This is a genomic window from Hymenobacter wooponensis, assembly GCF_004745865.1.
Lineage (GTDB): Bacteria > Bacteroidota > Bacteroidia > Cytophagales > Hymenobacteraceae > Hymenobacter > Hymenobacter wooponensis.
This window is the reverse complement of sequence record NZ_SRKZ01000003.1, coordinates 46,294-70,112: the sequence shown is the minus strand read 5'-3', so window position 1 is coordinate 70,112 and position 23,819 is coordinate 46,294. Positions and strand designations below refer to the sequence as shown.

Below are 23,819 nucleotides of genomic sequence, written 5' to 3'. Positions count from 1 at the left end.
GCACTTTTGTATCACCCTCCGGTCAGGCTAGCTTCTGCTTCCTGACTTCAACCGTCCCCTTTCCACAACCAAATGCGCAAGCCGGAAAACCAGTTTTCCGGCTTGCGCATTTGTACCTAGTAGGTAAGAGCTACTACAGGTATAGGTGACGCGTCTAGGCCTATTACAAGTGTCTCTAATGTCCGCGCGCTAACAAGGCTATACCTACTACAATGCTTGCTAGGCCTAGCGCTTGCGACCAAGACAACGCCTCACGTAATACCACCAAGCCTAGCACGGCCGTGAGCAGTACGGAGCCGCCCACAATAACCGGCGTACCCACGGAAGAAGGCACTCCTCGCCCAAATACTACGAACGTCAAGATTTCGGCCAGGCCAACCCCTGCTCCTGCTAGCATAGCCAGCCCCACTCCCGTGCCACTTAAGGCAAGGGGCTGTCCCTTTAGCCTCAGCCAAACGAGCCACAGGCTTCCAAGGCCAGCGGCCACCAGTTGCAAAATAACAGCACCTGCCGCCGCCGAAATATGGCCAGCTGCCAGCTTGATGAAGAAGTTATAGAGCGCTAAGCAGAGCGCCGTAAGTAAGGCAAGAAGTAGCCAGTGCATAGAAATTAGAACCGTTACTATAACCGGTCGAGGAGCTCTTGTTGCAGCTGTTGCCAGTCTTGAGCATTTTCGCCCTGCCCCCAATGAGCTAGCAGGGCCGATTGCTTGGTTACTGCTTGCACAGCCTCGCGGGCTAGTTGCTGAAACATGGGAGCTTCTTCGGGAGTGAGTTGCACTGTAATAGGCAATAGGTCAGCGGGCAGGTCGCGGCCTGGCTTGCCTAGGAGCGCGGCTACAATTTCTGCAGCCGCTAACGCTTCCTGGGCTGTTTGAGCCTCTACAGCTTCAGTTGCGCCAATATCAGCTAAGGCTTCCCTGAGCAGGCCTAGACTGTGCGTATCGCGGAATTTGGCCGAAAAATCGGCAGCAGCATCGTTGTCAAAGTTATAGTAGCCCCAGGTTGCCATGCGGTATCTGTTAAATGAGAGATATTGATAGCAGACGAGATACCGGCTGTTTTGTTCTGCTAGGCCAGTATTCTCTCCTAATGAGCCTCAAGTAAGATTGCAAGCAATTTCCCAGTTTCGGTGTGAGCATTTGCTTCGCTACTTAAACTTCTCTTTCAGCAGTTCAATCTCCACCACCGGTGAAATCTTCTCATACAGCACGTGGTAGGCGGCAGAGGTAATAGGCATTGATACCTGCAGCTTTTTGTTGAGTTCGTAAATGCTTTTTACGGCATAATAACCTTCTGCCACCATATTCATTTCCATTTGCGCCGACTTCACGCTGTAGCCCCGGCCCACCATGCTCCCGAACGTGCGGTTGCGCGAGAATTGCGAATAAGCCGTCACGAGTAAGTCGCCGAGATAGGCGGACCCCGAAAGGTCGCGCGGCTGCGGATTTAGAGCATGAACAAAGCGGCGCATTTCCTGCACGGCATTTGAAACTAGCACGGCCTGGAAGTTATCGCCATAACCTAGTCCATGAGCAATACCACAGGTCAGGGCGATAATGTTCTTCATAACGGCACAGTACTCAATACCGTCAAGGTCTTGGGCAGCATTGGCCTTCACGTAGCGGTTGCGCAACATGCGGCTAAACTCCTCGGCTAGCTCCGCATCAGGCGAGCCAATGGTGAGGTAGCTCTGCTTTTCTAGAGCCACTTCCTCAGCGTGGCAGGGGCCGGCCACTACGCCCAAGCGAGTATGCGGCAAACGAAACCGCTCGGCTACGTAGTCAGTCACCAGCACGTTCTTACCCGGAATCATGCCCTTGATGGCGGAGATAATACGCTTGTGTTTCAGCGAATCTCGGTCTAGCTTATCAAGGGTGCTTTGCACAAAAGCAGCGGGCACAGCCAGCACCAACCAGTCGGCTTCGCGCACGGCATCATCAAGGTTGGTAGTTGGGTGTACCCGAGCTAAATCTAGCGCCACCGATGAGAGATACCGCGGATTATGGCGTGTGCGTAGCAAATGCTGCACGTCGTCTTTACTGCGCATCCACCAATCGACACGAGCGCCGTTTTCGGATAGTATCTTGGTAAGAGCAGTGGCCCAGGAGCCGCCGCCGAGCATGGCAATTTTTTCCAAGCTGAGTTCGAATAATAAAGTGGTAATCTAAGCAGCACCCCTACCAACCTAAGCCTAGCAGCCTTCACAGGTTGATAGGCCTAGTAGCCGTCAGGGCCGGAACAAGTCTAATTGGCAGTGCTTATGCTTCAATCTTAGCTAAAAAAAACGAGAGGCCGCCTTTGCATACAGCACTGGCAGCCTCTCTTCGTGGCCTAGCACACAAGCACTCAGATGAATGCTTCAGATACAGAAAGCCTATTTACTTTCGTCGGCATCCTCCTTCAGCGCCGACTTGTCTAGGGACTTCTCGTCTTTAATAACTACTGGAGCGCCATCCTTTAGGGTTTTAGACACCACGCGGTACGGACCGCTCACCAGCTCGTCGCCGGCCTGAATACCACTCAGTATCTCCATATTGTTACGGTCGCTAATACCTGTTTTCACGGGGGCCATCACTGCTTTGCCGTTCCGGATCAGGAACACCACCTGCTCCACCGGTTCATTGCTTTTCGCAGTGTTGTCGGTTTCCGAAGCGGAACCGCCACGGCTCACCCGCACTGCTGGCGTACCCTTCCCATCTGCATCTTCGGTCTTCGTGCTATCCGAGCGGGTAGTTACGGCCATTAGCGGTACCGCCAGCACATTGGCTTTGCGCTCCGTGATGATGTCCACGGATGCAGTCATACCCGGGCGGAAAGGCACTACTGCACGGCCCTTTTCGGAGCGTAACAGTTGCTGATATGAGGCAGGCAGCAAGCGAATACGTACTTCAAACTCCGTTACTGCTTCAGCCGTGAGGGCATCCTTGGCGGTATTTGCAATGCTGGTGACAATGCCCCGGAACTTCTGGTTCTTACTAGCATAGCTATCAACTTCCACGTCGGCAGAGTCGCCGAGGCTCACGTTGATAATGTCGTTTTCGTTCACGCTCACCCGCACCTCCATGTTGTTGAGGTTGGCAATGCGCATGATTTCCGTACCCGCCATCTGTGAGGTGCCAACTACACGCTCACCCTTCTTCACGTTGAGCTTGCTGACGGTACCGCTTACGGGTGCGTAGATGGTAGTCTTGTTGAGGTTCTTACGCGCCTCCTCCAGGGATGCTTGTGCGCTTTGCACGTTGCTCTGAGCCCCCCGAATGCTTTGGCGAGCCGAATTAATTTCCTCCTGGGAAGCATCATAGGCTGCTTTGCTGGCTTCAAAATCAGCCTGTGAAATTACCTTCTGCTTGTAAAGCGAAGCGTTGCGGCGATAAGTAAGCTCGGTTTGCTTGGCGTTGGCCAGCAACTGCTGCAAACGTGCCTGGGTCTGGGCCACGTTGGCACGCTGAGTACCTACCGAGGCCGACTGCATATTCACCATGGCTTGGTAGTTATCGGGGCGGATGCGCAGCAACAGTTGTCCTTTTTTCACGGAGTCACCCTCCTCCACGTACAGTTCAATGATTTCTCCTGATACGTCGGGCGAGATTTTCACTTCAGTCTCGGGCTGCACCTTTCCCGAAGCGCTTACCGTTTCAACAATGGTCTTTGGGCTAGCTTTTACGGCTAGCACCTCCGTGCCAGCGGGCTTGCCAATTAGCCCCTGCTTTTTCGCCACCACAAAGCCAACCAGCAGTAGCACCACTACGGCCAGCAGAATGTACAGTACGCGGTTATTTTTCATCTATGGTTTATTGGGGTGTTAGAAACGTAGGGTGTGATAAGCTAAAGCCTGGGTTTAATTAAAGCTACCAAACGCTTAGTTAGCAAAGGCTTTACGAAAGAAAAGTGCTTGATACGATTCCTCTCTTGAGGCAGATGCTAAGCCACTACAAGGCAATGGGTCGGCCCTGATAGAAGTCAAGCACCTTGCGGCGGAAGATAAACTCATACTTCGCCTGAATCATCGTCGACTCAGCCGCAGTAAGGTTATTTTTAGCAATGTTAAACTCCGTACCGTTTAGCAAACCATTGTTAAAGCGAATTTCGGCGTTACGGTAGGCCGCAGTCAGCGCTTCGGTTTGCCGACGCGAGGACAGGTAGCGCCGTTGCGCGGCAATGGCATCAGCGTAGGCCTGCTGAATGTTCTGCTGCAGCGTCAGGCGGGTTTGCGCGGCTCTCAGCTCCTGCTGCTGAATGTTGATCTGGGCCCGCTGCACGCTGGTGCGCGTCTGAAGACCATTGAGAATGGGGATTTGCAGAGAGAACTGCAGGCTTTTACCAAGGTTATCTTTCAGCTGCTGAGAAAACCGAGAAGGCAATAGTTCGGGAATAGCCTGTTTCGGCTGCAGCAGGAAGTACTGCGACGGAATCGGTTGCCCGCTGAGTCCCGACTGAAACACGGGTACCTGCACGGCGCTGGTTGAATCGCCGTTGAACACGCGGGCTAGTCTTGAGGACGAGAAACCGGTGAAAATACCGGCTCCAAATGCCAGACGGGGATAGTATCCGCCGCGGGCTATATCGAGGCTCCGCTGAGCCGAGCGCACCCGCAGATCGGCGGCCTTAATTTCTGGCAGCAGGCCCTGAGCAGTTTGGTACGTACCATCGGGGTCGGCCGCCAGCAGGGGCTGATCATCGGGGTCAGCTAGCACCGGCACTTCAATCTGGAAGCCGGCCGGGGAAGGCAGGTTGAGCAGCTGCGTGAGTGTAAGACGGGCTAGGTCGCGCTGGTTTTGAGCAGAAATCAAGTTTACCTCATCAGAGGCTTGCTGAGCCTGAATATCCAGCAGATTACTCTCTGGAATTGAGCCCGCCCTTAACAGTTTCTGCGTGCGCTCTACCTGCTGAACGGTGCTGTTCACGCGCACCTCATTGGTGCGCACTAGCTCTTCGGCCAGCACCAATTGCAAAAAGGCCGAGGCCACGTTCAGCGCTAAATCGTTGCGCGACTTTTCAATGTCCAGATTGCTGGCTTCAGAGTCAAGTGCGTTCCGCTTTACCGTATTGCGCAGTTGGAAGCCCGAAAACAGAGTTACTTGGGAGTTAGCTGAGAAGTTGTTTGAGCGAATTGTCTGGCTGACGAAGTCGTTAGTCAGCGGGTCAAGGCTGGTGCCGTAGTTCCAGGCTTGCGTACCCGATAGGTTTGCTGAAGGCAGCAGTGCCGCCCGGCTCTGGCGCAACGTGGCGTTTTGCAGCTCCGATGTCAGTTGCTGCTGCCGTACCGTCAGGTTGTTTTGCAGGGCGTAGTCGATGGCGCGCTGCAACGTAAATGGGCCAGCAGGTGCCGCCGCTGTTAAGCTACCCGCCGGCGGCTGATTGGGCGCAGTAGTTTGGGCCGCAACCGGAGTCGCCAGCAGTCCGACCGAGATGGGTAACAACCAGTAGAAACGCTTCATACAGTGTATTGCTTACCTGCCTTCAGAAAACAGGGTTAAGAGTTATAGCGAGTGGCCTAGGCCACTAAGGTATCGGATAAGGTGGCCAGGGCGGGAGCAAAATCAACCAATCGACCGAAATCAACCTTCAATCAGATAATTTTTACCGCTAGCGTGGGCTGGCTTTAATCAATGGTAGGAATGTACGTTACCCGGTGCACCCACCGCAGCTGCCGCAGATATTCTAGAGTAATATCCCTCAGGCTAGAATCTACTTCGATGAACTGCCGAGCTGCATCGTTTTTGCCCTTCCGCGACACGAACATGGTAGCGATGTTACACTCGTCGTGGGCGATGACGGACGCAATGAAGGCAATAGAGCCCGGCACGTCGTCGGCATCAATAATAAGGGTATGCAGAGAAGCGGAAAAATCGGCTGGAAAACCATCTACCTCCACAATCCGAATAACGCCGCCGCCCCGGCTCTGGCCAATGACCTCAACGGCTGTGCCTGCGCGCTCATCACGCAGTTGGAGCTTAATCGTGTTGGGGTGCATGGTTGAGGCATTGCCGACGCTCTGAAAAGTGTACTGTAGGCCACTTTCCTTGGCGTGATCAAACGCTTCACGGATGCGCACATCGTCGGTGGGCATGCCCAGCAGGCCAGCCACAATGGCGCGGTCGGAGCCGTGCCCTTCGTAGGTGCGGGCAAACGAGTTGTAAAAAGTAATCGTCGCGTGGGTCGGAATCGAGCCCAGGATGCGGATTGCGGCGCGCGCAATGCGCACTACCCCCGCCGTGTGCGAGGAACTCGGCCCGATCATTACCGGGCCGATCATATCGAAAATGCTGCTTTTCTCGGCCATAAACGTGGTAAAGGTATAAGTTTACCCGATTCAGCCCAGTAGCTCCTTACGGAAGTAGTAAAATCAGGGGCAGAACCCCGTGAATGGTAGTAGATACAGGCTCAGCCTTGCGGATTGTGTGTTGCCACTACTGTCCTAGGAACGGCTCTTGTTGGCTGCCCCACTCCTATTACTTATCTCTACCAGATTAGGTCAACTCTAAGAGAAGCCACACCATTCAGCGGGTTTTTCGTTCTTTGCAGCCCACCCCGTCGTTTTGTTTGCCCTCCCTTTCCACCTTCCTACGCATGACCACACCCGAAGAGGAATTTTCGCCCGCCGTCTGGCAACAGTTGCGCCGCCTACAAACTAAATACGCCGCCGACGGCCAAGATCTGGCCGCCTATCTGGAAGGCCTCTACTACGCCGACTACGTTAACTACTGGGACTATATCAAGCTGGATACGCTACTATCCCTACAGCAGCCCCTCACCCAGATTCCCGACGAGCGCATCTTCATCATGTACCACCAGATTACGGAGCTCTACTTCAAGCTCTGTCTATGTGAGTACGAGCAACTTGGCGACCTGCGTGAGCCTACTCTGCAGGAGGTAGTATTGCGTGTGGGCCGCGTAAACCGCTACTTCGAGAATCTGATCGACTCGTTCGATGTGATGGTAGACGGCATGGATAAGCAGCAGTTTCTGCAGTTTCGCATGAGCCTGATGCCGGCCTCTGGATTCCAGAGTGTGCAATACCGCATGATTGAACTGGCCAGCACTAGCCTCACTAACCTGGTGCCTGAGGAGCAGCGCCGCCTGTTGGGCGAAGCCGCTGCCCACGACGAACTACTAGGCTGCATTTACTGGAAAGCCGGTGCCACTGTGGAAGAAAGTGGTGCCAAGGCTCTTACGCTAATACAGTTTGAGGAAAAGTATACGGCTCAGCTCATGGAACACGCCCGCCACTTCCAGGACCGCAACCTGTGGGCCGTGGTGCAGCGCTTGCCTGAGGATGACCGCCAGCACCCCCGCCTCCTGCGCCAACTCCGCCAGCTAGATGTGAATGTAAACGTCAACTGGCCCCTGATGCATTACAAGTCAGCCGTACGCTACCTGGAGCGCCACCCCGATGCCATTGCGGCTACCGGCGGCACCAACTGGCGCAAGTACTTGCCCCCCAAGTTTCAGCGCCGCATTTTCTACCCGCAAATCTGGAGCCCGCAAGAGTTGGAGGACTGGGGCAAAGGCTGGGTGGAAAGCGTGTTAGGCGAGGGAGTGGCCTAGCCAACATTTGTAATAATAAACCAAACCCTTATATCTACTCAATTGATAACTAAATTTTCTCTAGCTACGGTATTTGCCAGCTTGTTATTGCTCTTTAACCGATGTGCATTGTGTCAAACATCACTTCGCAAAGTATTCAAGGTGGAAAACACAGATGGAAGCATTGCCATTTTTGGGGAGAACCACGACATCTTACCCTACTCAATACATCTTGAGCCGCAACTTAAGCTCATGCATTGCAAAGTGCCACTACCGGTTAGAATAGTAGTATTACCAGATGAGAAACCGCAATTGTTAACTGTATTTATACCTGATGGTCCTAGCTACTCTTATTCCTACTCATATCGCTTTGACTTAGGATCTTATTCTGGCCAAACTCCTGACTCCAGCGTTGTGTATGCCTTGCCATTCATTACTTCTAATGATAGTATAGTACCGAAGCGAGCCGACAAGTTATATATCTACAATTTCCTTTTACCGAAATACACACCAATACTTGCGGCACGTGGAGGAATAGTAGCCGCAGTAAAGTTTGGCCAAAAAAATACTAGAACCATAAACAGTAACTTGATCTATGTGTACCACGACGACGGTACGCACGCCTGTTATGAAAACCTTGACCCTGAGAAAAGTAATGCTATTGTTAAGGTTGGTCAACGTGTGAAAGTAGGAGAGACCATCGGATACTTTGGAGAAAACAAGAAAAACCCCTATTTCTGGTTTTCTGTAGAATATCCTGCAGCTACTAATTCTGAAACTATTCCTGTTACTTTTTTAATGGGAAATCGTTTAGTACGGCCTAATTAAATCATTCTATGTACACGTACTTTTATTTAATTTTGCTTATAAAACTCCTAATCTATGTCCAAAATTTTACCCTTTCTACTTTCTTTTAGCTTGTTTATACAAATTACAGCACCAGCTGCATGTCAATCAATCTTGTGTAAGGTATACCAAGTAAAAAATGAGAACGGCACGGTATCGATAATGGGCGAGAACCACGGTCCAGTACCTTGTTCTGTTCACTTAGAAGCCAAACTGACGCTCATGCGTAGCTCTGTTGCCTTACCAGCAAGAATTGCTTTATTGCCTAATGAGAAGCCCCAGTTGCTAACTGTATTTATACCAGAATACGCAGGTTATTCTTACTACTACACCCCTTATATTGATTTAGGGCTTTATACAGGTCATGCCCCAGACAGTACCACAGTGTACGCACTGCCATTTCGAGCACAGACTGATACTATTAAGGGCCGGCAGCCATATCGAAATCAATACGTGTTTTCGCTTCCCACCGGCACCCCCATTTTAGCAGCACGAGAAGGAGTCGTCGCCTATGTTCGCCACGACAAGAAAAATGCATTCATAAGGAAGAATGGTAACTCCATTTTTATTTACCACGCTGATGGCACCCATGGAAGATACGAGAATATTACCCAGCACAGTGCCCTGGTACAAGTGGGTCAACAAGTGAAACAGGGACAATTACTAGGATACTTTGGGGGCAATAAATACGAACAGCATTTCTTTTTCACAGTTGTTTACCTATCTCAATCAGGTATTGAATCAACCCCTGTTATATTCCAAGCTAAAAAAGACTAAGATTTAAAAACTTAGTCTCTTAAGCATAAGGGCCACCGTTCTTACTCACAAGAGTAAAGACGGTGGCCCTTCTGCTTAAGAGACTCTTGAGTATGTTATTTGCTCACGGTAAAGCTGACCTGCGTGTTTTCCCAAGCCATTGTCACAACGCCGCTCTTGTCAGAAGAGATAGTAAACTGCTCTACAAGGGAAGGCGTTTTGGTAGGCTTAACGTTTACGCGCAGAGCATCTTGAGCCTGGTCGTATTTAAAGGCCCCCCACTGTTCGGCCGTCTTGTTGAAGATGATGGTCCACTCCTGCTCGCCAGGGATGGTGAACAGCGCGTACTTGCCAGACGGCAGGGCTTGGCCGTTGATTTTTACTGGCTGCTTTACTTCGAATGTAGTGGCTTCGTTAGCACCTGTACGCCATACTTTGCCATACTGCTCTAGTCCGCCGAAAATTTTCCGGCCTTTAACCGAGGGGCGGCTGTAGTCGATGGTGTAGGCCAGTCCACCGGCCGCGGTGCCCGTTACGGTAGCGGGCGGGCTTGGGCGTTTTGATTTGTCTTCGGGGGCTTTCTTCGTCATGGTGCCTTGGGCAAAAGACGTAGCCGCCAGCAGAACGGCGCACAGGAAAAGGAACAGGAACTTGGGAGTGAGGGTACGCATGAGCATGAATGGGTTTAGGAGAGAACACTGGAACAGAAAGCTCAACTTACGCACTTTGTTTCAAGGCGCAGAACCGTAATAGTAAACTAGCACTTAGCTAGCCAATGGACAACACTAGCTCTCAATAGGTTGCCTACCTCCTACCCAAGTGGCCTAGGCCACTCTACCGCACATAAGTATGAAGGCGCGGGGCTACTCTTCTCACATCCGGGAGGTATCGCGGGTATCGCCCATCCGCAGATACACTATTAGAGAGATGGCGGCGCAGGCCGTTACGTACCAGTAAAACCAGGTTTCCACGCCACGGTCTTTAGCCAGTAGGGCAACGTATTCGGCCGAGCCGCCAAACACAGCCACCGTCAGTGCATACGGCAGCCCCACACCTAGGGCTCTGATTTCGGTCGGGAAGAGTTCGGCCTTTACCACTGCGTTGATGGATGTGTAGCCACTCACGATCAACAAGGCCAGCACGAGCAACCCAAACGCGGCCCCAGGCCCGGTGGACTGGCCTAGCGCCGTGAGCAGCGGGTACGTGCCCAGGGTGGAGCCTATTCCAAAAAACAGCAGCACTGGCCGCCGCCCTACACGGTCGGAAATGGCGCCCAGCACCGGCTGCAGCAACATGGCCACACCCAGCGCCCCGAAGGAAACGAGGGTGGCATCATCCTTACTGAACCCGGCCGTATTCACCAGAAACTTCTGCACGTACGTGGTGAAAGTGTAGAAAACCACCGTTCCGCCCAGCGTGAGACCCACCACCGTCAGCACCTCGCGCGGGTAGCGCATGAGCACGGTTAGTTTACTGGGCGGGGCGGCCGCCTCAGCGGAGGTTGGGCCGGTGGTTTGCTTGGTAAAAGCATCGGTTTCCTCCATAGTCCGGCGCAGGTAGAGGGCTACCAGAGCCGCTACCGCACCAATAGCAAACGGCACGCGCCAGCCCCAGGCATATAGCTCCTCGGTGCTCAGCACCTTTTGCAGACCTAGCTGCACGAGCAGGGCCAGCAGCTGCCCGGCAATGAGAGTTACGTATTGAAAGCTGGAGAAAAAGCCCCGGTTGCGCTGGTCGGCCATTTCGCTGAGGTAGGTGGCGGAAGTGCCATACTCTCCGCCCACGCTTAAGCCCTGGAGTAAGCGCGCCAGCACTAACAGCACCGGGGCTGCCACGCCAATCTGGCTATACCCGGGCGTGAGGGCAATAAGTAAAGAGCCGCCGCACATCAGCAGCACCGACAGTAACAACGCCGCCTTGCGGCCATGACGGTCGGCGTAGATGCCCATGAGCCATCCTCCCAAAGGCCGCATCAGAAAACCCACCGCAAAAATGGCCGCCGAGTTAAGCAGCTGAGCCGTTAGGTTACCCTTAGGGAAGAACGCCGGGGCAAAGTACAAGGCAAAAGCCGAGTATACATACCAATCATACCACTCCACCAGGTTGCCCACCGAGCCACTGAAGATGGAGCGAATACGGGAGGCCATGGTGCGCGGCGCGGGAGTAGTTGATGGTGCCATAGGCCAGGTTAAGAAAGCGAGGAAGAAGCGCAAAATAGCACACCCTGTCCGAAGCCCTTTAGAGGCCACTAGCCGTCCGCTCAGGTTGCCGTTTCACGCGCAACCGAGGAATCTAGTGTAGCGCCTAGGCCACTTTGCAGCCTCGCGCCCCAGCACACTGGGGCATTCTGCTACCTTTGTGGCATTGTTCTTTGTCTGTTTATTCCAGTCAGACGAGCGGCAGGTTTTTGGCTTCGGCCAGAATGAAAAGGGAACCGGGTGCAACTCCCGGACAGACGCGCTACTGTAAGTAACCATAGCCCAGTGCTTTCCAGCTACAGCCCATTGCCACCAGAAAGGCGAGAAGGGCGGAAAGCATGTTACAAGTCAGGAGACCTGCCCGCCGCTCTTGATGATGAGGCTCCTGCGCGAACCGGGTCCTTGTCGGGTGCTGCTGCGGGCTGTGGCCCTCTCCCGCTGCCCAATATGGGCCAGGTGGGTGTAGGGCAGTATGCGCGTAGGCCAGGTAGCCGGCAACGAGAAGGTGAGCAACGGGAGCCGCGGGAGCGGCCGGCAAGGGGTATCTCTTTTTCACCTTCTTCACTACCTATGTCTTCCTTAGAAGAAAAAATCAGCCGGGCCGAGACGCGCATCTTCAAAGCCGTATTTCCCAACACCACCAACCACTACGACACGCTCTTTGGGGGTACCACCCTGCACATGATGGACGAGGTAGCTTTTATCACGGCCACCCGTTTCAGCCGGCTTAAAATGGTAACCGTTTCCTCTGATAAAGTTGACTTCACTCATCCTATTCCGGGTGGTACGCTGGTGGAGCTGATTGGCCGCGTGTCTCGGGTTGGAAACACGAGTCTGCAAGTCCGCGTAGAGCTATTCGTGGAGCAGATGTATTCCGAAGAGCGCATTAAGGCGGTTTCGGGTCTGTTCACCTTCGTGGCTATTGATGATCAGAAGCGCCCCGTTTCAATTCTAGGCCACAATTGATGTAAGTTAACCCAACACTAACCTGCTAACAAACAGCACTCTTATCACTTTATATCTCTACCCATTTCTATTTTTTCTAGACAGACACTGCGCTGTCTGAACCTTTCTAGTCAGCGCGGAAGTTTATCGAACTATTCATATCACCTGATTTTCTCCTCTCAGTAGAAAATGGAGCAGCCCCTTCCTAATCAAAAAGCCCGTTTGGAACAGTCCTTCAAGGAGGCCGATAAAGCTCGCGAAGAGCTAACGGACTCTATCTCAAATTCTGTAGCTGCCAATTGCGACTTGCTGCACCACGGATTGGTAAGCGCCAAGGGCCTGGAAGTTACTACGGAAATGTACCGTTACTTATTAGGCCGCTTGTTACGCCATCCTTCGGGGGAAGTACGCTCGCAGGTACTGGATAGCTTTAATCAGTCGATGGAGAAATTCTGGCCGCGTAAAGCCGGAAGCTCTAACGACGGAACTGCCCAATAACGCATCCTGTTTTAGAGCCGGCCCTGCTAAGCAGCGTAAGCACCGCCAGGGCGGTGCTTACGCTGCTTAGCAGGGCCGGCTTTTGCTCTCTTCAGGCTGAGAACTGGCCTAGACGGCATTTTCGTAGTTTTGCATCTGCTTTTACCCATCTGGTTCAAAGGCTAACTCCCTTTCACCTTCTGTATGCCCACACCCCAAGAAATCGAGGTGCTACTTCCGCCGGAAGTGGCCTACGATGAAATGGCGCGCTACCGCGCCCTCCTCGACGCCGCTGGCCTCGTGCCCGGTCAGGCCGATTTTGTGCATTTGCGCAAGCGCTCCATTGATGCGCGCGGCCGCCAGCCCCAAGTGCGCCTACGCGCCGAGATTTACCAAACCCCGCCGCCCGCCGACCTTTTTGGCCCTTGGTTTCATTACTCCAATGTGAGCCAGGCCCGTCGCTCGGTGCTAATTGTAGGTGCGGGCCCAGCCGGCTTGTTTGCGGCCCTGCGTGCCATTGAACTAGGTATTAAGCCTATTGTGCTGGAGCGCGGCAAAGACGTGCGCACCCGTCGCCGCGACCTGGCAGCGCTCAACAAGGAGCACATCGTCGACACCGACTCGAACTACTGCTTCGGGGAAGGTGGGGCTGGCACCTACTCCGATGGTAAGCTCTACACCCGTGCCACCAAGCGCGGCGACGTGGGCCGCATTCTGCGCCTGCTGGTGCAGCACGGCGCCACCCCGGATATTCTGGTAGATGCCCACCCGCACATCGGTACCAACAAGTTGCCCTACGTGGTGCAGGCCCTCCGCGACACAATTCGGGAAGCCGGAGGCGAGGTACGCTTTGAAACCCGCGTGACCGATCTTATCCTGGAGCAGAACCACCTGCGTGGCGTGGTGACGGCGGCTGGGGAAGCCCTGGAGGCTGATGCGGTAATTCTGGCCACCGGCCACTCCGCCCGCGATATTTACGAGTTGCTGCACCGCCGCGGCGTGCTCATTGAGGCCAAGCCGTTTGCCCTGGGCGTGCGCGTAGAGCACCCCCAGGAGCTGATTGACCAAGCCCAGTACCGCCGCAAAGATCGGGGTGCCTTGCCCGCCGCCTCATATGCGCTGGTGCACCAAACCCAGTGGCAGAACCGGCAGCGGGGCGTATTCTCCTTCTGCATGTGCCCCGGTGGCTTTATCGTGCCTGCCGCCACCGCCCCCGGCGAGGTGGTGGTGAACGGCATGAGCCCCAGCCGCCGCGACTCGCGCTTTGCCAACTCCGGCATTGTGACGGCCATTGAGCTGGAAGACATGGACCTGCGCCAGTACGGCGCCCTGGCCGGCCTGCGCCTGCAGCAAGAAATTGAACAGCGTGCTTGCCAGCTGGCCGGCAATACCCAACTGGCCCCGGCCCAGCGCCTCGGCGATTTTCTGAAAAGCAAAGTATCGCCGGAGCTGCTGGAAACCAGCTACCAGCCGGGCCTGGTGTCGGTGCCGATGGACCAAGTGCTGGGCGCTGGCCTAGCAGAGCGCCTGCGCCAGGGCTTCAAGAATTTTGGGCAGAAGATACCCGGCTATGCTACCAATGCCGCCCAGATTGTGGGCGTGGAAAGCCGCACCTCCTCGCCCGTGCGCATCCCCCGCGACCGTGACACGCTGCAGCACCCGGAGGTGCGCGGGTTGTTCCCCTGCGGCGAAGGCGCAGGGTATGCCGGCGGCATCGTGTCGGCGGCCATGGATGGGGAGCGGTGCGCTGAAGCTGTATTGGCAGCCATCAGCGCGAAATAGCCGTTAAAGGGTAGATAAACTTGTCGGTCAGTTTCTCTTTACTGATCCTAGCAACACCATCTTATGAAAAAGACCCTTGTTCTGGGGGCTAGCGATAATCCCAACCGTTACGCCTACCGCGCTGTGCATCAGCTGAAAAACCACGGCCACGAAGTAGTGCCCGTGGGCATTCGTAAAGGCCAGGTAGCTGGTCTCGATATCCACACCGACCGGCCGCAGGCAGGGGACGTAGATACGGTGACACTGTACGTAGGCCCCCAAAACCAGCCCGGCTGGTACGACTATATTCTGGACCTCAATCCCAAGCGCATCATCTTCAACCCTGGCACTGAAAATCCGGAGTTGGAAGAGCTAGCTCAGCAGCGCGGCATCCGTACGGAGGAGGCCTGCACGCTGGTAATGCTTTCCATTGGCCAGTATTAAGTGATTCGGCGATAACGCTGTTGTTCGGAACGGAGGCAAGAAGTCCGGCTAGGCCACTAGGCCACTCAGGTACTTCCCGCCCTTCGCACCAACAGCCTTGTCGGGTATAGTGAGCCTGCATCTTTCCCTGGAAGGATGCAGGCTTTTTGTTTACTAAGCCAATTGTATTCTTCAGGTTTTAAGCCAGTTATCCTAACTACTGCTCAGCAAAGCCACTTTTTGACGATTTTTCTCTCACGCTAGGCAACCCCACCCGGGCAGGTTGCATCTAGCCCACCAAACGACTTGCTCCTGACCCAACCTTTACTCTTCCTTCCGTGACTGATGCTGACCTCATAGCCGCCTGCCGTCAAGGCAGCAGCCGCGCCCAAAAACTGCTCTATGAGCGGTTCGCGGGCCTGATGCTGTCGGTGTGCATGCGCTACCTGCGGCGCCGCGAAGACGCTGAGGAAGCCCTAATTGTGGGCTTCACCAAAGTATTCCGAGCCCTGGACCAGTACCGCCACGAAGGCTCGTTTGAAGGCTGGATTCGCCGGATTATGGTGAACGAAGCGCTAGGCCTCTTGCGCCGCAAGGAGCCCCTGCACATGGCCATCGACGATTTGACCTACGATGTGCCCGCTACGGCGGCCACGGCCGAAAGCCAGCTCAACGCCGACGATATGCTAGCCGTATTGGCCGAACTGCCCGCTGGCTACCGTACCGTGTTTAACCTGTATGCCCTGGAGGGCTACACCCACCCCGAAATCGGCGAGCTGCTCGGTATTTCGGAAGGCACCAGCAAGTCGCAGCTCAGTAAGGCCCGGGCCATGCTCCAGCGCCGCCTCGCGGTAGCCGGAGCCCAAGCCCGGCCCTCCTCCACCTCCTCAACGAAAGAACTCTATGCAACCGGAAGATATTGATAAGCTGTTTCGGGACCGACTGGAGGGCCATGCCCCCACGCCGCCCGCCTACCTCTGGAACCAGCTGGAGGCCGAAATTCAGCCCAAGCGCAAGCGCCCTGTACTGTGGCTGGCCGCCGCAGCCGTGGCACTGCTCACATTACTTGGCGGTGCTTGGTGGCTGCTGGTGCAGCAAGGGCCGGTTAGTGGCCTAGGCGCTGGCACCGTGGCGTCGGTTACTGAAAAAAAATCTGCCATCACGCAGGCAACCCCTACTACTCCTTCTCCATCTACCGCTACAGAAGCCCCGGACAATGCGACGCCGGTAGAGGTGGCCACCTCAGCAGCTTCTCCGGCCCGGTCCGCGGGTGCACAACCGGACCCCGCCCCTGAAGCTGCCCCCGCCGCACTAGCCCGCACTTCGGCCCCGCGCTCTGCTACTCGCCGCTCCTTAAAAGCTATGTCGGCCCCCGCTCCTTCTCGCCAGGCACTTGCCGCTACTTCTCCCGCCCCAACTGCTCCGGAGCAGCGCGCGGTGGTAGCTACCCTGCCCGAAAAGACGGCGCCCGCTCCTACTACCCTTGCCCTGGCTTCGTCGGCCAAATCAGCTCCCATCGGACCTATTGAAGTAGAAGTACGCCCTGCTCCGGCCGTAACGGCTATGGCAGTGAATGATGCTTCAGCGTCTGGTCATCGCCCACGCCGCCTTGGAGCCTTGCTGCAGCAGGCCCGCAACGTGGTAAACGGTGATAAAGTGAGCCTCACGGAAGCCGGCCTGCCGGAAATGGTAACGGTGCAGGCCCGCGTGGGCAACCGCACCCTTACCAAAGTAATCCAACTCTAACGCTGCCTTTTTCTCCCTTACGTCATGAAACGTATATCCTCTCTCCTCGCTCTCCTGGCCCTGGTGCTCCTAATGCCCGGCCGCATGCACGCCTCCGCTAGGCCTGCCACTCACCTCGACGACACCATCATTGTGAAGCTGCCCAACCAGTCTACCATGACGCTGTTTGTGAAGAACAAGGCCCAGCTCCGTGAGATGCGCAACTACAAGCTCGACTCATTGCTGGTGCTGCTCGACGGCTACATCACGCAGGCTGAGGCGGCGGGCAAGAACTCGAAGTCGGACCAAGTGACCATGGAGTTTTACCCCGCCAAAGACCAACCCGGCAAGAAAGTACCCGAGCAAATCCGCATTACGGTACGCTCCCAAGATGGCAAGACCAGCTCTAAAACCATGACCCGCACCGATGTGGTAATGGGCCGCGTATTCGGGGTGACGGTGTACGACAAGCAGGATGGCAAGGACGACGACCACGTTTCGGTACGCATCAGCTCCACCCCCGACTCAGTGAAGCAGGCGCAGCGTAAAGCCAAACAGGAAGAACGCGCCAACCGCGCCGTGCACACCAACTTCAACGTAGACCTGGGCCTGAATACGCTGGTAAACAAATCAGTGGCTCCCGGCGAAAATGAGCTTGACCTGCGCCCCATTGGCTCGCGCTACCTCAGCCTGAACTACAACTACGATATCCGGGTAGGTAAAAAGGGCTCTCCTTTTCACCTGATTACGGGTCCTGAGCTTTCCTTCAACAACTTCATGCTCGATAAGAACTACCGCTTCGCAGATGACAACAACATCACGCGAGTTGTAGCCGACACGCGCAGCCTAGAGAAGAGCAAGCTCACCATGACCACCCTGAACCTGCCTCTGATGGCTTCGCTCCGCTTCCGTGGTAAGAATGACCGAGATGGTTTCCACATTGGCGCCGGTGGGTTTGCGGGCTACCGTCTCGGTTCTCATACCAAGCTCAAGTATGAGGAAGAAGGCCGCACCCGTAAAGACAAAGACCGTGGCAGCTACAACCTCTCCGACTTCCAGTATGGCCTACAGGGCACCATCGGCATCCGTGGCCTAGACCTGTTCGTGAAGTATAACCTCAACGACACCTTCAAGGACAACCGCGGCCCCCAGGCTCAGACGTTAAGCTTCGGTGTCTCACTGCTGAACTAAGCACTCCTCTCATTCTCCCGAACAGAAACAGGCCTAGCAACGCTGCTAGGCCTGTTTCTGTTCTAGGAACTGCTTACTAGCGCTAGGCCAGTACCCATGCGCAAGGCAGGTACTATTCGTTCCGGTAAAAGTTATCGAGCAGAATAGCCGCCGATACGGCCACGTTTAGGCTTTCGGCCTGGCCCCGGCCAGGAATGTGCAGCCGCTGGGTGAGGCAGGCTTCTACTTCCGGGGTGAGACCGTGCGATTCACTGCCCATAATGAGCACGCCAGTGGGGCGCAGCGTAAGCCGATGCACATTTTCGCCGTGCAGGTCGGCACCGTAAATGGGCAGCTCGGGCGGTAAGCTCTGCAGCCAACCTGGCAGTTCCCGCTGCCACACGGGCACCCGCGTAAAAGAGCCCATGGTAGCCGCTACTGTTTTAGGTGCCCACGGGTCGGCGCAAGTATCGGAGCAGATTACTCCCGCTAGGCCATACCAGTCGGCCAGTCGGATGAGGGTGCCCACATTGCCGGGGTCGCGCACTTGGTCGAGGGCCAGCAGCAGGCTGCCCGGCTTAGGCTGTAGAGGCGTTTCCTGGGGCAGGCGGGCAATGGCCAGGGCCGTCGTATTATTGGCTAGCGTGCCTAGTTTCGTAAGTTCGTCTTCCGTGACGATGTCGACGGGAACCGCGGGGGGAAGCTGCGCCTGAATTTTCTCAGCAAAATCAGACGTAACAATCACCCGTTCCGTTAGAAGTCCGGAACTTAGCAGCTCTTTTACGCTTTTGCCGCCTTCTACCAAGAATGCGGCGTGCCGAAGTCGATACTTCTTCAGGTGCAGCGCGTGCACGTATTTCGCTACTGCTTTTGAAACCATATACGCTGTTTAACGAGGCCTCCACCAGGGGGCTTTTTTCGGGAAAGAAAACGCGGGCTGCTATGGGCAGCTTGCTGCTACTGAGTGGCCTAGCGGGCTGTTCCCCATTACGCCTGCTCCAGCCGGGTCAGCGACTGCTGAGCCGCGTGAAGGTAGAGGGCGTGAAAAACGCCGACCCCGAGCGGCTGCAGGCACTTACCCAGCAGAAGCCCAATAGCACGTTTCCGCTGCCAAAGCTAGCAATCTATCAGCTAGGGCGTAAGTTTTACAACCCCGAGAAGCTTCAGCGCAAGCTCGATGAAGACCGTACCCACTACAACCAGCTAATACAAGCTGCCGGTACCGACTCGGTGCAGGTGGGCAAATTACTGACCAAGCGTGAGCGGCACACCCGCCGCCACCAGCTAGCCCTCGACAAGGGCAACGCCATTATGCGGATTGGCGAGGCTCCCGTGATTTACGACTCCTCCCTCACCCGGGCCAGCGCCGATCAGATGGCCACGTTCCTGAAATCGAAGGGGTTCTTCCGGAGCAGCGTAACCGTTACCGACACGGTGCCCACGCGCCTGTTTTCGCCCTTTCGGGTCTTCACGTTTCGTAGCCCTTTCCACACGGAGCCTCGTCGGGTAACGGTAGTGTACCACGTAACCGAAAACGAGCCCTTCCACTATACCCAGCTCGACTACGACATTCAGGACACGGCCGTGGCCCGGCGCGTGCTGCTGAGCTTGCCCCAAAGCCTGCTGCACGTGGGCGACCAGTACGATGAAGAAGCTATTGGAGGGGAGCGCAACCGCATTGAAGACCTGCTCAAAAACCAGGGCTATTACGACTTCCGCCAGCAATACATTACACTGGAGGCCGATACTAGCTTTGCTCCTACCACGGTGCGCCTGCGCACCATTGTAAGCAAGCCCACGCGGGGAGATTACCACCGCCTGTACACCGTTCGGCGAGTTAACTTCATTACTGATGCTGGCCTAGTTCGCTTTGGGCAAAACCGCGACACCCTCATCCGCGACTCTATTTTTTACCTGGCCTACAAGCACAAGTTCAGCACCCGCACCCTCGACCGCAAAGTGGCGGTGCGCCCCGGCGAGCCGTACAGCCAGACCAATACCCAGCTCACCCAGCGTCAGCTCTCTAACCTCGACATGTTCCGTTTCAGTACGGTTACATACCGACGGCTGCGAGGCGCTGATGCCCCCAGTGACTCAACGCGTGGGTTGTTGGACGCCACGATCAATGCCTCGCCGGCTAAGAAATATCAGGAAACCTCCGAATTCGGCGGCACCTACGTGGCGGGGCGACCAGGTCCATTCGGCAACGTACGCCTGAAAGTTCGCAATGTATTTGGTGGCGCTGAGGTGTTGGAATTTGGCCTGCGCGCAGGCTTCGAAGGGCAGCTTAATATTGCAGGCCAAACCAATGAATCCCCAACCAGCAGCCGCAGCTTGCTCACCACGCAGCTGGGTGCAAACGTAAACCTGGTTCTCCCCCAGTTTCTGATTCCGTGGCGCCCCAATCGGTACCTGAGCCAGTATAACCCCCGCACGCGCTTCAACGCCAGCTATACCTACGTAAAACGCCCAGCTCAGTACACCCGCACCAACGTGGAAGGTACGCTGGACTACATCTGGCAGCGTTCTACGTATCACCAGTACGTGCTCACCCCCTTCGACCTCAGCATTGTTCGGACGGCCGCCATCACTGACCCTTATTTTGCCCTGCTACAGCAGCTAGCACTAACTCAGAATACGCCCGTATTACGCAGCTTCGATAACCTGTTTGTTCCAAGCTTCAGCGCTACCTCACTGTATAATTCCAATGACTTCAACGAAACGCGTGATGGTCATTACTTGCGCCTATTTGCCGAAGTAGGCGGCCTCACGCGCAACCTCTACCAAAAACAGCCGGTTACCATCAGCCTCAGGCCAGACCCCAGCGACCGGCTTAAAACGTATGATTTCGCGAAGTTCACGGCTGATTTTCGTCGTTACTACAAACTCACTCCCCAAACCTTCTTCGTGTACCGGCTCGCCGGCGGGGCCGTCCGCTCCCTGACTACTACTAAAACCCAACAGCGGGGCGAGAACGGCGAGCTACTTAGGGATGCCAATGGGCAGGTGGTGCAAAGAGAAGAGCTGCTGGTACCTTATGACAAGTATCTCTTCGCGGGCGGTAGTTCTAGCGTGCGAGCCTGGAAGCCCCGCCGCCTAGGCACGGGCAGCTATACTCAGTATCAGCGGGATAAGGATGGGAACGAAACAAGTGAGCGTAACTACGACTTGGAACAGCCAGGCGAGTTGCTGCTGGAAGGTAACGTCGAGTACCGTTTCCCTATCTATAGCTTTATCAAAGGAGCTGTTTTCACGGACTTTGGCAACGTGTGGTCCCTGCAGAAGGACACGGTGCGACCAGGTGCCCAATTCCAACTCAATAAGTTTTACCGGCAGTTCGCGGTGGGCTCAGGCTTTGGCTTACGCCTTGATTTTAGCTTCCTGATTCTGCGCCTCGATATTGCCACCAAAGTTTACGACCCTACAGCTCCTGGCAATAAATGGGCTATTCGTCGTTTCAGCTTCGCAGAAGATCAAACTGCCTTTAACCTAGGCATTGGCTATCCTTTCTAAGCCCAGAGCTACTAGGGTGGCCTAGGATAGCCCTCATTGCTGAGGAAGCACAGCGTAATAACCCTCCTCTTGCGCACCAGTGTTAGCCAACTAAAAGCCCTTACCTTCTGCGTGGAGGTAAGGGCTTTTCAATTGCTCAAGGCCTTTTGATTGTGAATAGGAAGAATGGCTTCAGCGACAAGCAATGGCGCTAGACCACTTCACTCACCTAGCCTAATAGCTTAGCAGTTCATGTAGAGCTACTGCTACTTTCTCCGCACTGGGCAGCATTTGCTTTTCCAGCTCCACATTCAGGGCAATGGCAGGCAGGTTGGCTGCGCCCAAGGTAAACACAGGCGCATCAAGATTGCGGAAACAGGTGCGTTGAATGCGGCCGGCCAAGCTCTCGGCAAAGGAGTTCATCAAGGGCTCCTCCGTCAAGACGAGGGCCTTGCCGTGGCGGCGTAAGGCGGCCTCTACGGCGTCGTAGTCAAGGGGGTTGAGGGTGCGCAGGTCCAGAACCTCTACTTGGCCAGGAAACTGCTTACTGGCAGTTTTTGCCCAGTGTACGCCCATGCCATAGGTGATAACCACGCAGGTTTCGCCGTTGCGCAGCTTCTCCGCATCGGCCTGCTGGGCTATGGCGGCTTTGCCCAGCGGAATCACATAACCTGCGGCGGGCTCTACCGTCTTGGCGTCTTCGGTGCCCGGCACTTTGCTCCAGTATAAGCCTTTGTGCTCGAGCAGTACTACGGGATTAGGATCGAGGAAGGCCGCCCGTAGCAGACCCTTCATGTCGGCGGCATTGCTGGGATATACCACCTTGATGCCCCGAATGGTAAGCAACGTGCTTTCCACGGAGCCCGAGTGATAGGGCCCGCCCCCACCATACGCTCCTACCGGTACCCGAATCAAGCTTTGCACCGGAAACTTACCGTTTGACAGGTAGCACGACTTGCTGAGCTCCTCTACCAACTGGTTCAGGCCCGGCCAGATATAGTCGGCAAACTGTATTTCCACAATGGCCTTGGCGCCCACGGCGCTCATGCCGGCCGTGCTGCCCACAATGTAGGCCTCCTGAATGGGCGTATTGAACACCCGGGCATCGCCATATTTTTTGGCCAACAGGGCTGCTTCGCGGAATACGCCGCCTAGCTCGCCTCCTACGTCCTGACCGTAAAACAACGCCTCCGGAAATTCCTGCAGAATGTCATCCACGGCGTGCAGAGCTGCATCTACCATCAGCACCTTGTCGGCCCCGGCGGGGCTCCGCTCGCCAACTTCATCAGTTACGGCAGGCGGCGCAAACTCATGGTCTTGGAAAGTAGCGGGATCGGGTGCCGGGGCTGCCAGGGCGCGCTGATAATCTGCTTCCACAGTAGCACGGGCTTCTTCCCCCAGCGCGGCCAGCATCTCTTCTGAGTATCCCAATTCCAGCAGCTGCTGGTGAAAACGCGGCAGCGGGTCGTTGAGGGTGTGGGTAGCCAGGTTGTCGCCGCGGTACCATTCGCGGCGCACGCCGCTGGTGTGGTGGCCTAGCAACGGGCATTTGGCGTGCACCAGCACGGGGCCGCGGGTACGGCGGGCATAATCAAAAGCCTCTTCCATACCGGCGTGGCTGGCCAAGAAGTCGGCCCCGTCAAATTGCAACCGGTGCAACCCTTTGAAGCCGGCCGCAAACTCAAATGCATCCATGGCGCGCATTTCGCGGCTGGTTGCCGAGATGCCCCAGTCGTTGTCTTGCACTAAGTAAATAATGGGCAGCTGGTGCAGAACGGCCATCTGCAAGGCCTCAGCAACCTCTCCCTCCGTCATGGCACCATCACCAATGGAGCATAGCACTACGGGCTGCTCCTCAGCATCAGGCAGTAGGTTCTGCCCTTCCAGGTATTTAATAGCGTGGGCCATGCCGGTGGCCGGAATGGCCTGCATGCCCGTGGCGGAGCTTTGGTGTGGAATGACGGGAAAGCCCGCCCGCCGCAATGATGGATGGCTGTAGTACGTGCGGCCGCCCGAGAAGGGGTCGTCGCGCTTAGCCATAAGCTGAAGCATCAACTCATAGGGCGTCAGGCCGAAGCCCAGCAGCATGGCATCGTCGCGGTAATATGGTGCGGCATAGTCAGAGGGCCGCAAATGAAACGCGGCGGCCAATTGAATAGCCTCATGCCCGCGGGCCGTGGCATGCACGTACTTAGCCGTTACGGCCTTATTTTCTTCATATAAGCGAGCTAGTTCCGCAGCGGTACGCATCAGGCGATAGGCACGTTGGAGCATTGCTCGGGTGGGTGTAGGGGTGGCAAAATCGGTTTCCAGCGTCGTCGGGGTGGTGTAAGTTGACATGCAGGGGTGGTGGGTTGTGCGGCGAAATTACGGGTTCCCAAGAGAATGCTAGGTTCGTACAGGGTCTAAATAATTTCCGTCTGTCAGCCAGCCCAATAGTAGCAGCTGATAGTTGGTTTGGGGTTGCCAAGTGAGAGAGCAAGCTATAGGAGCGCTA

21 protein-coding genes and 1 riboswitch are annotated in these 23,819 nt (G+C 55.5%); of the genes, 11 read left to right on the top strand and 10 right to left on the bottom strand.

From position 1 onward, the window contains the following. Window positions 1-175: 175 nt before the first annotated feature. From EU557_RS10530 to sdaAB, 6 genes are all read right to left on the bottom strand, one after another. Window positions 176-604: an EamA family transporter gene (locus tag EU557_RS10530; protein WP_135530427.1), complete on the bottom strand. Its 429-nt coding sequence runs from the start codon at window positions 602-604 to the stop codon at window positions 176-178. 17 nt (window positions 605-621) lie between these two features. After that, window positions 622-1,011, bottom strand: coding sequence for a DUF4259 domain-containing protein (locus EU557_RS10525; protein WP_135530426.1), 390 nt, complete (start codon window positions 1,009-1,011; stop codon window positions 622-624). Between the two features lie 138 nt (window positions 1,012-1,149). After that, a complete protein-coding gene (locus tag EU557_RS10520) occupies window positions 1,150-2,139 on the bottom strand; it encodes an NAD(P)H-dependent glycerol-3-phosphate dehydrogenase (protein ID WP_245326233.1) in 990 nt (329 codons plus the stop codon). Between the two features lie 237 nt (window positions 2,140-2,376). Beyond that, window positions 2,377-3,786 carry an efflux RND transporter periplasmic adaptor subunit gene (locus tag EU557_RS10515; protein ID WP_135530425.1) on the bottom strand — a complete coding sequence of 470 codons (1,410 nt, stop codon included), beginning with the start codon at window positions 3,784-3,786 and terminating at the stop codon, window positions 2,377-2,379. 145 nt (window positions 3,787-3,931) lie between these two features. After that, window positions 3,932-5,440: a TolC family protein gene (locus EU557_RS10510; RefSeq protein WP_135530424.1), complete on the bottom strand. Its 1,509-nt coding sequence runs from the start codon at window positions 5,438-5,440 to the stop codon at window positions 3,932-3,934. 164 nt (window positions 5,441-5,604) lie between these two features. Beyond that, window positions 5,605-6,285 (bottom strand): L-serine ammonia-lyase, iron-sulfur-dependent subunit beta, encoded by a 681-nt coding sequence (sdaAB, locus tag EU557_RS10505; RefSeq protein ID WP_135530423.1) that lies wholly within the window; start codon window positions 6,283-6,285, stop codon window positions 5,605-5,607. Window positions 6,286-6,572: 287 nt separating this feature from the next. Here sdaAB and EU557_RS10500 point away from each other — a divergent pair, with 287 nt between their 5' ends. From EU557_RS10500 to EU557_RS10490, 3 genes are all read left to right on the top strand, one after another. Then, a complete protein-coding gene (locus EU557_RS10500) occupies window positions 6,573-7,550 on the top strand; it encodes a tryptophan 2,3-dioxygenase family protein (protein ID WP_135530422.1) in 978 nt (325 codons plus the stop codon). Between the two features lie 141 nt (window positions 7,551-7,691). Continuing rightward, window positions 7,692-8,357: a M23 family metallopeptidase gene (locus EU557_RS10495; protein ID WP_135530421.1), complete on the top strand. Its 666-nt coding sequence runs from the start codon at window positions 7,692-7,694 to the stop codon at window positions 8,355-8,357. A gap of 54 nt (window positions 8,358-8,411) precedes the next feature. Next, on the top strand, window positions 8,412-9,152 hold the full coding sequence (locus tag EU557_RS10490) for a peptidoglycan DD-metalloendopeptidase family protein (RefSeq protein ID WP_135530420.1): 741 nt from the start codon (window positions 8,412-8,414) through the stop codon (window positions 9,150-9,152). 95 nt (window positions 9,153-9,247) lie between these two features. Here the strand turns inward: EU557_RS10490 and EU557_RS10485 are convergent, their stop codons facing one another. Both EU557_RS10485 and EU557_RS10480 read right to left on the bottom strand, forming a co-directional pair. Further along, entirely contained in the window at window positions 9,248-9,802 is a 555-nt protein-coding gene (locus EU557_RS10485; RefSeq protein WP_245326232.1) for a DUF2911 domain-containing protein, read from the bottom strand. A gap of 201 nt (window positions 9,803-10,003) precedes the next feature. Then, window positions 10,004-11,311 (bottom strand): MFS transporter, encoded by a 1,308-nt coding sequence (locus tag EU557_RS10480; protein WP_135530419.1) that lies wholly within the window; start codon window positions 11,309-11,311, stop codon window positions 10,004-10,006. A gap of 204 nt (window positions 11,312-11,515) precedes the next feature. Continuing rightward, window positions 11,516-11,708: riboswitch (cobalamin riboswitch) on the top strand. Between the two features lie 191 nt (window positions 11,709-11,899). Here EU557_RS10480 and EU557_RS10475 point away from each other — a divergent pair. From EU557_RS10475 to EU557_RS10445, 7 genes are all read left to right on the top strand, one after another. After that, window positions 11,900-12,295 (top strand): acyl-CoA thioesterase, encoded by a 396-nt coding sequence (locus EU557_RS10475; RefSeq protein ID WP_135530418.1) that lies wholly within the window; start codon window positions 11,900-11,902, stop codon window positions 12,293-12,295. A gap of 168 nt (window positions 12,296-12,463) precedes the next feature. After that, window positions 12,464-12,772 (top strand): hypothetical protein, encoded by a 309-nt coding sequence (locus EU557_RS10470; protein WP_135530417.1) that lies wholly within the window; start codon window positions 12,464-12,466, stop codon window positions 12,770-12,772. Window positions 12,773-12,955: 183 nt separating this feature from the next. Then, complete coding sequence (locus EU557_RS10465; protein WP_135530416.1) at window positions 12,956-14,533, top strand: NAD(P)/FAD-dependent oxidoreductase; 1,578 nt, start codon at window positions 12,956-12,958, stop codon at window positions 14,531-14,533. 63 nt (window positions 14,534-14,596) lie between these two features. Next, a complete protein-coding gene (locus EU557_RS10460) occupies window positions 14,597-14,956 on the top strand; it encodes a CoA-binding protein (protein WP_135436283.1) in 360 nt (119 codons plus the stop codon). Between the two features lie 317 nt (window positions 14,957-15,273). Continuing rightward, window positions 15,274-15,858, top strand: a complete 585-nt coding sequence (locus tag EU557_RS10455) for an RNA polymerase sigma factor (RefSeq protein ID WP_135530415.1) — start codon at window positions 15,274-15,276, stop codon at window positions 15,856-15,858. Then, complete coding sequence (locus tag EU557_RS10450; protein WP_135530414.1) at window positions 15,839-16,681, top strand: hypothetical protein; 843 nt, start codon at window positions 15,839-15,841, stop codon at window positions 16,679-16,681. The genes EU557_RS10455 and EU557_RS10450 overlap by 20 nt, the downstream gene beginning before the upstream one ends. A 24-nt stretch (window positions 16,682-16,705) precedes the next feature. Next, window positions 16,706-17,851 carry a porin family protein gene (locus EU557_RS10445; RefSeq protein ID WP_135530413.1) on the top strand — a complete coding sequence of 382 codons (1,146 nt, stop codon included), beginning with the start codon at window positions 16,706-16,708 and terminating at the stop codon, window positions 17,849-17,851. A gap of 112 nt (window positions 17,852-17,963) precedes the next feature. Here the strand turns inward: EU557_RS10445 and EU557_RS10440 are convergent, their stop codons facing one another. Beyond that, on the bottom strand, window positions 17,964-18,710 hold the full coding sequence (locus EU557_RS10440; protein WP_135530412.1) for a TrmH family RNA methyltransferase: 747 nt from the start codon (window positions 18,708-18,710) through the stop codon (window positions 17,964-17,966). Between EU557_RS10440 and EU557_RS10435 the strand changes: the two genes are divergently transcribed. Continuing rightward, entirely contained in the window at window positions 18,701-21,343 is a 2,643-nt protein-coding gene (locus EU557_RS10435) for a BamA/TamA family outer membrane protein (protein ID WP_167855162.1), read from the top strand. The genes EU557_RS10440 and EU557_RS10435 overlap by 10 nt on opposite strands. Before the next feature lie 213 nt (window positions 21,344-21,556). On the opposite strand, the gene EU557_RS10430 is transcribed toward EU557_RS10435, so the two are convergent. Further along, window positions 21,557-23,662 carry an alpha-ketoacid dehydrogenase subunit alpha/beta gene (locus EU557_RS10430; protein ID WP_135530410.1) on the bottom strand — a complete coding sequence of 702 codons (2,106 nt, stop codon included), beginning with the start codon at window positions 23,660-23,662 and terminating at the stop codon, window positions 21,557-21,559. Between the last annotated feature and the right edge of the window lie 157 nt (window positions 23,663-23,819).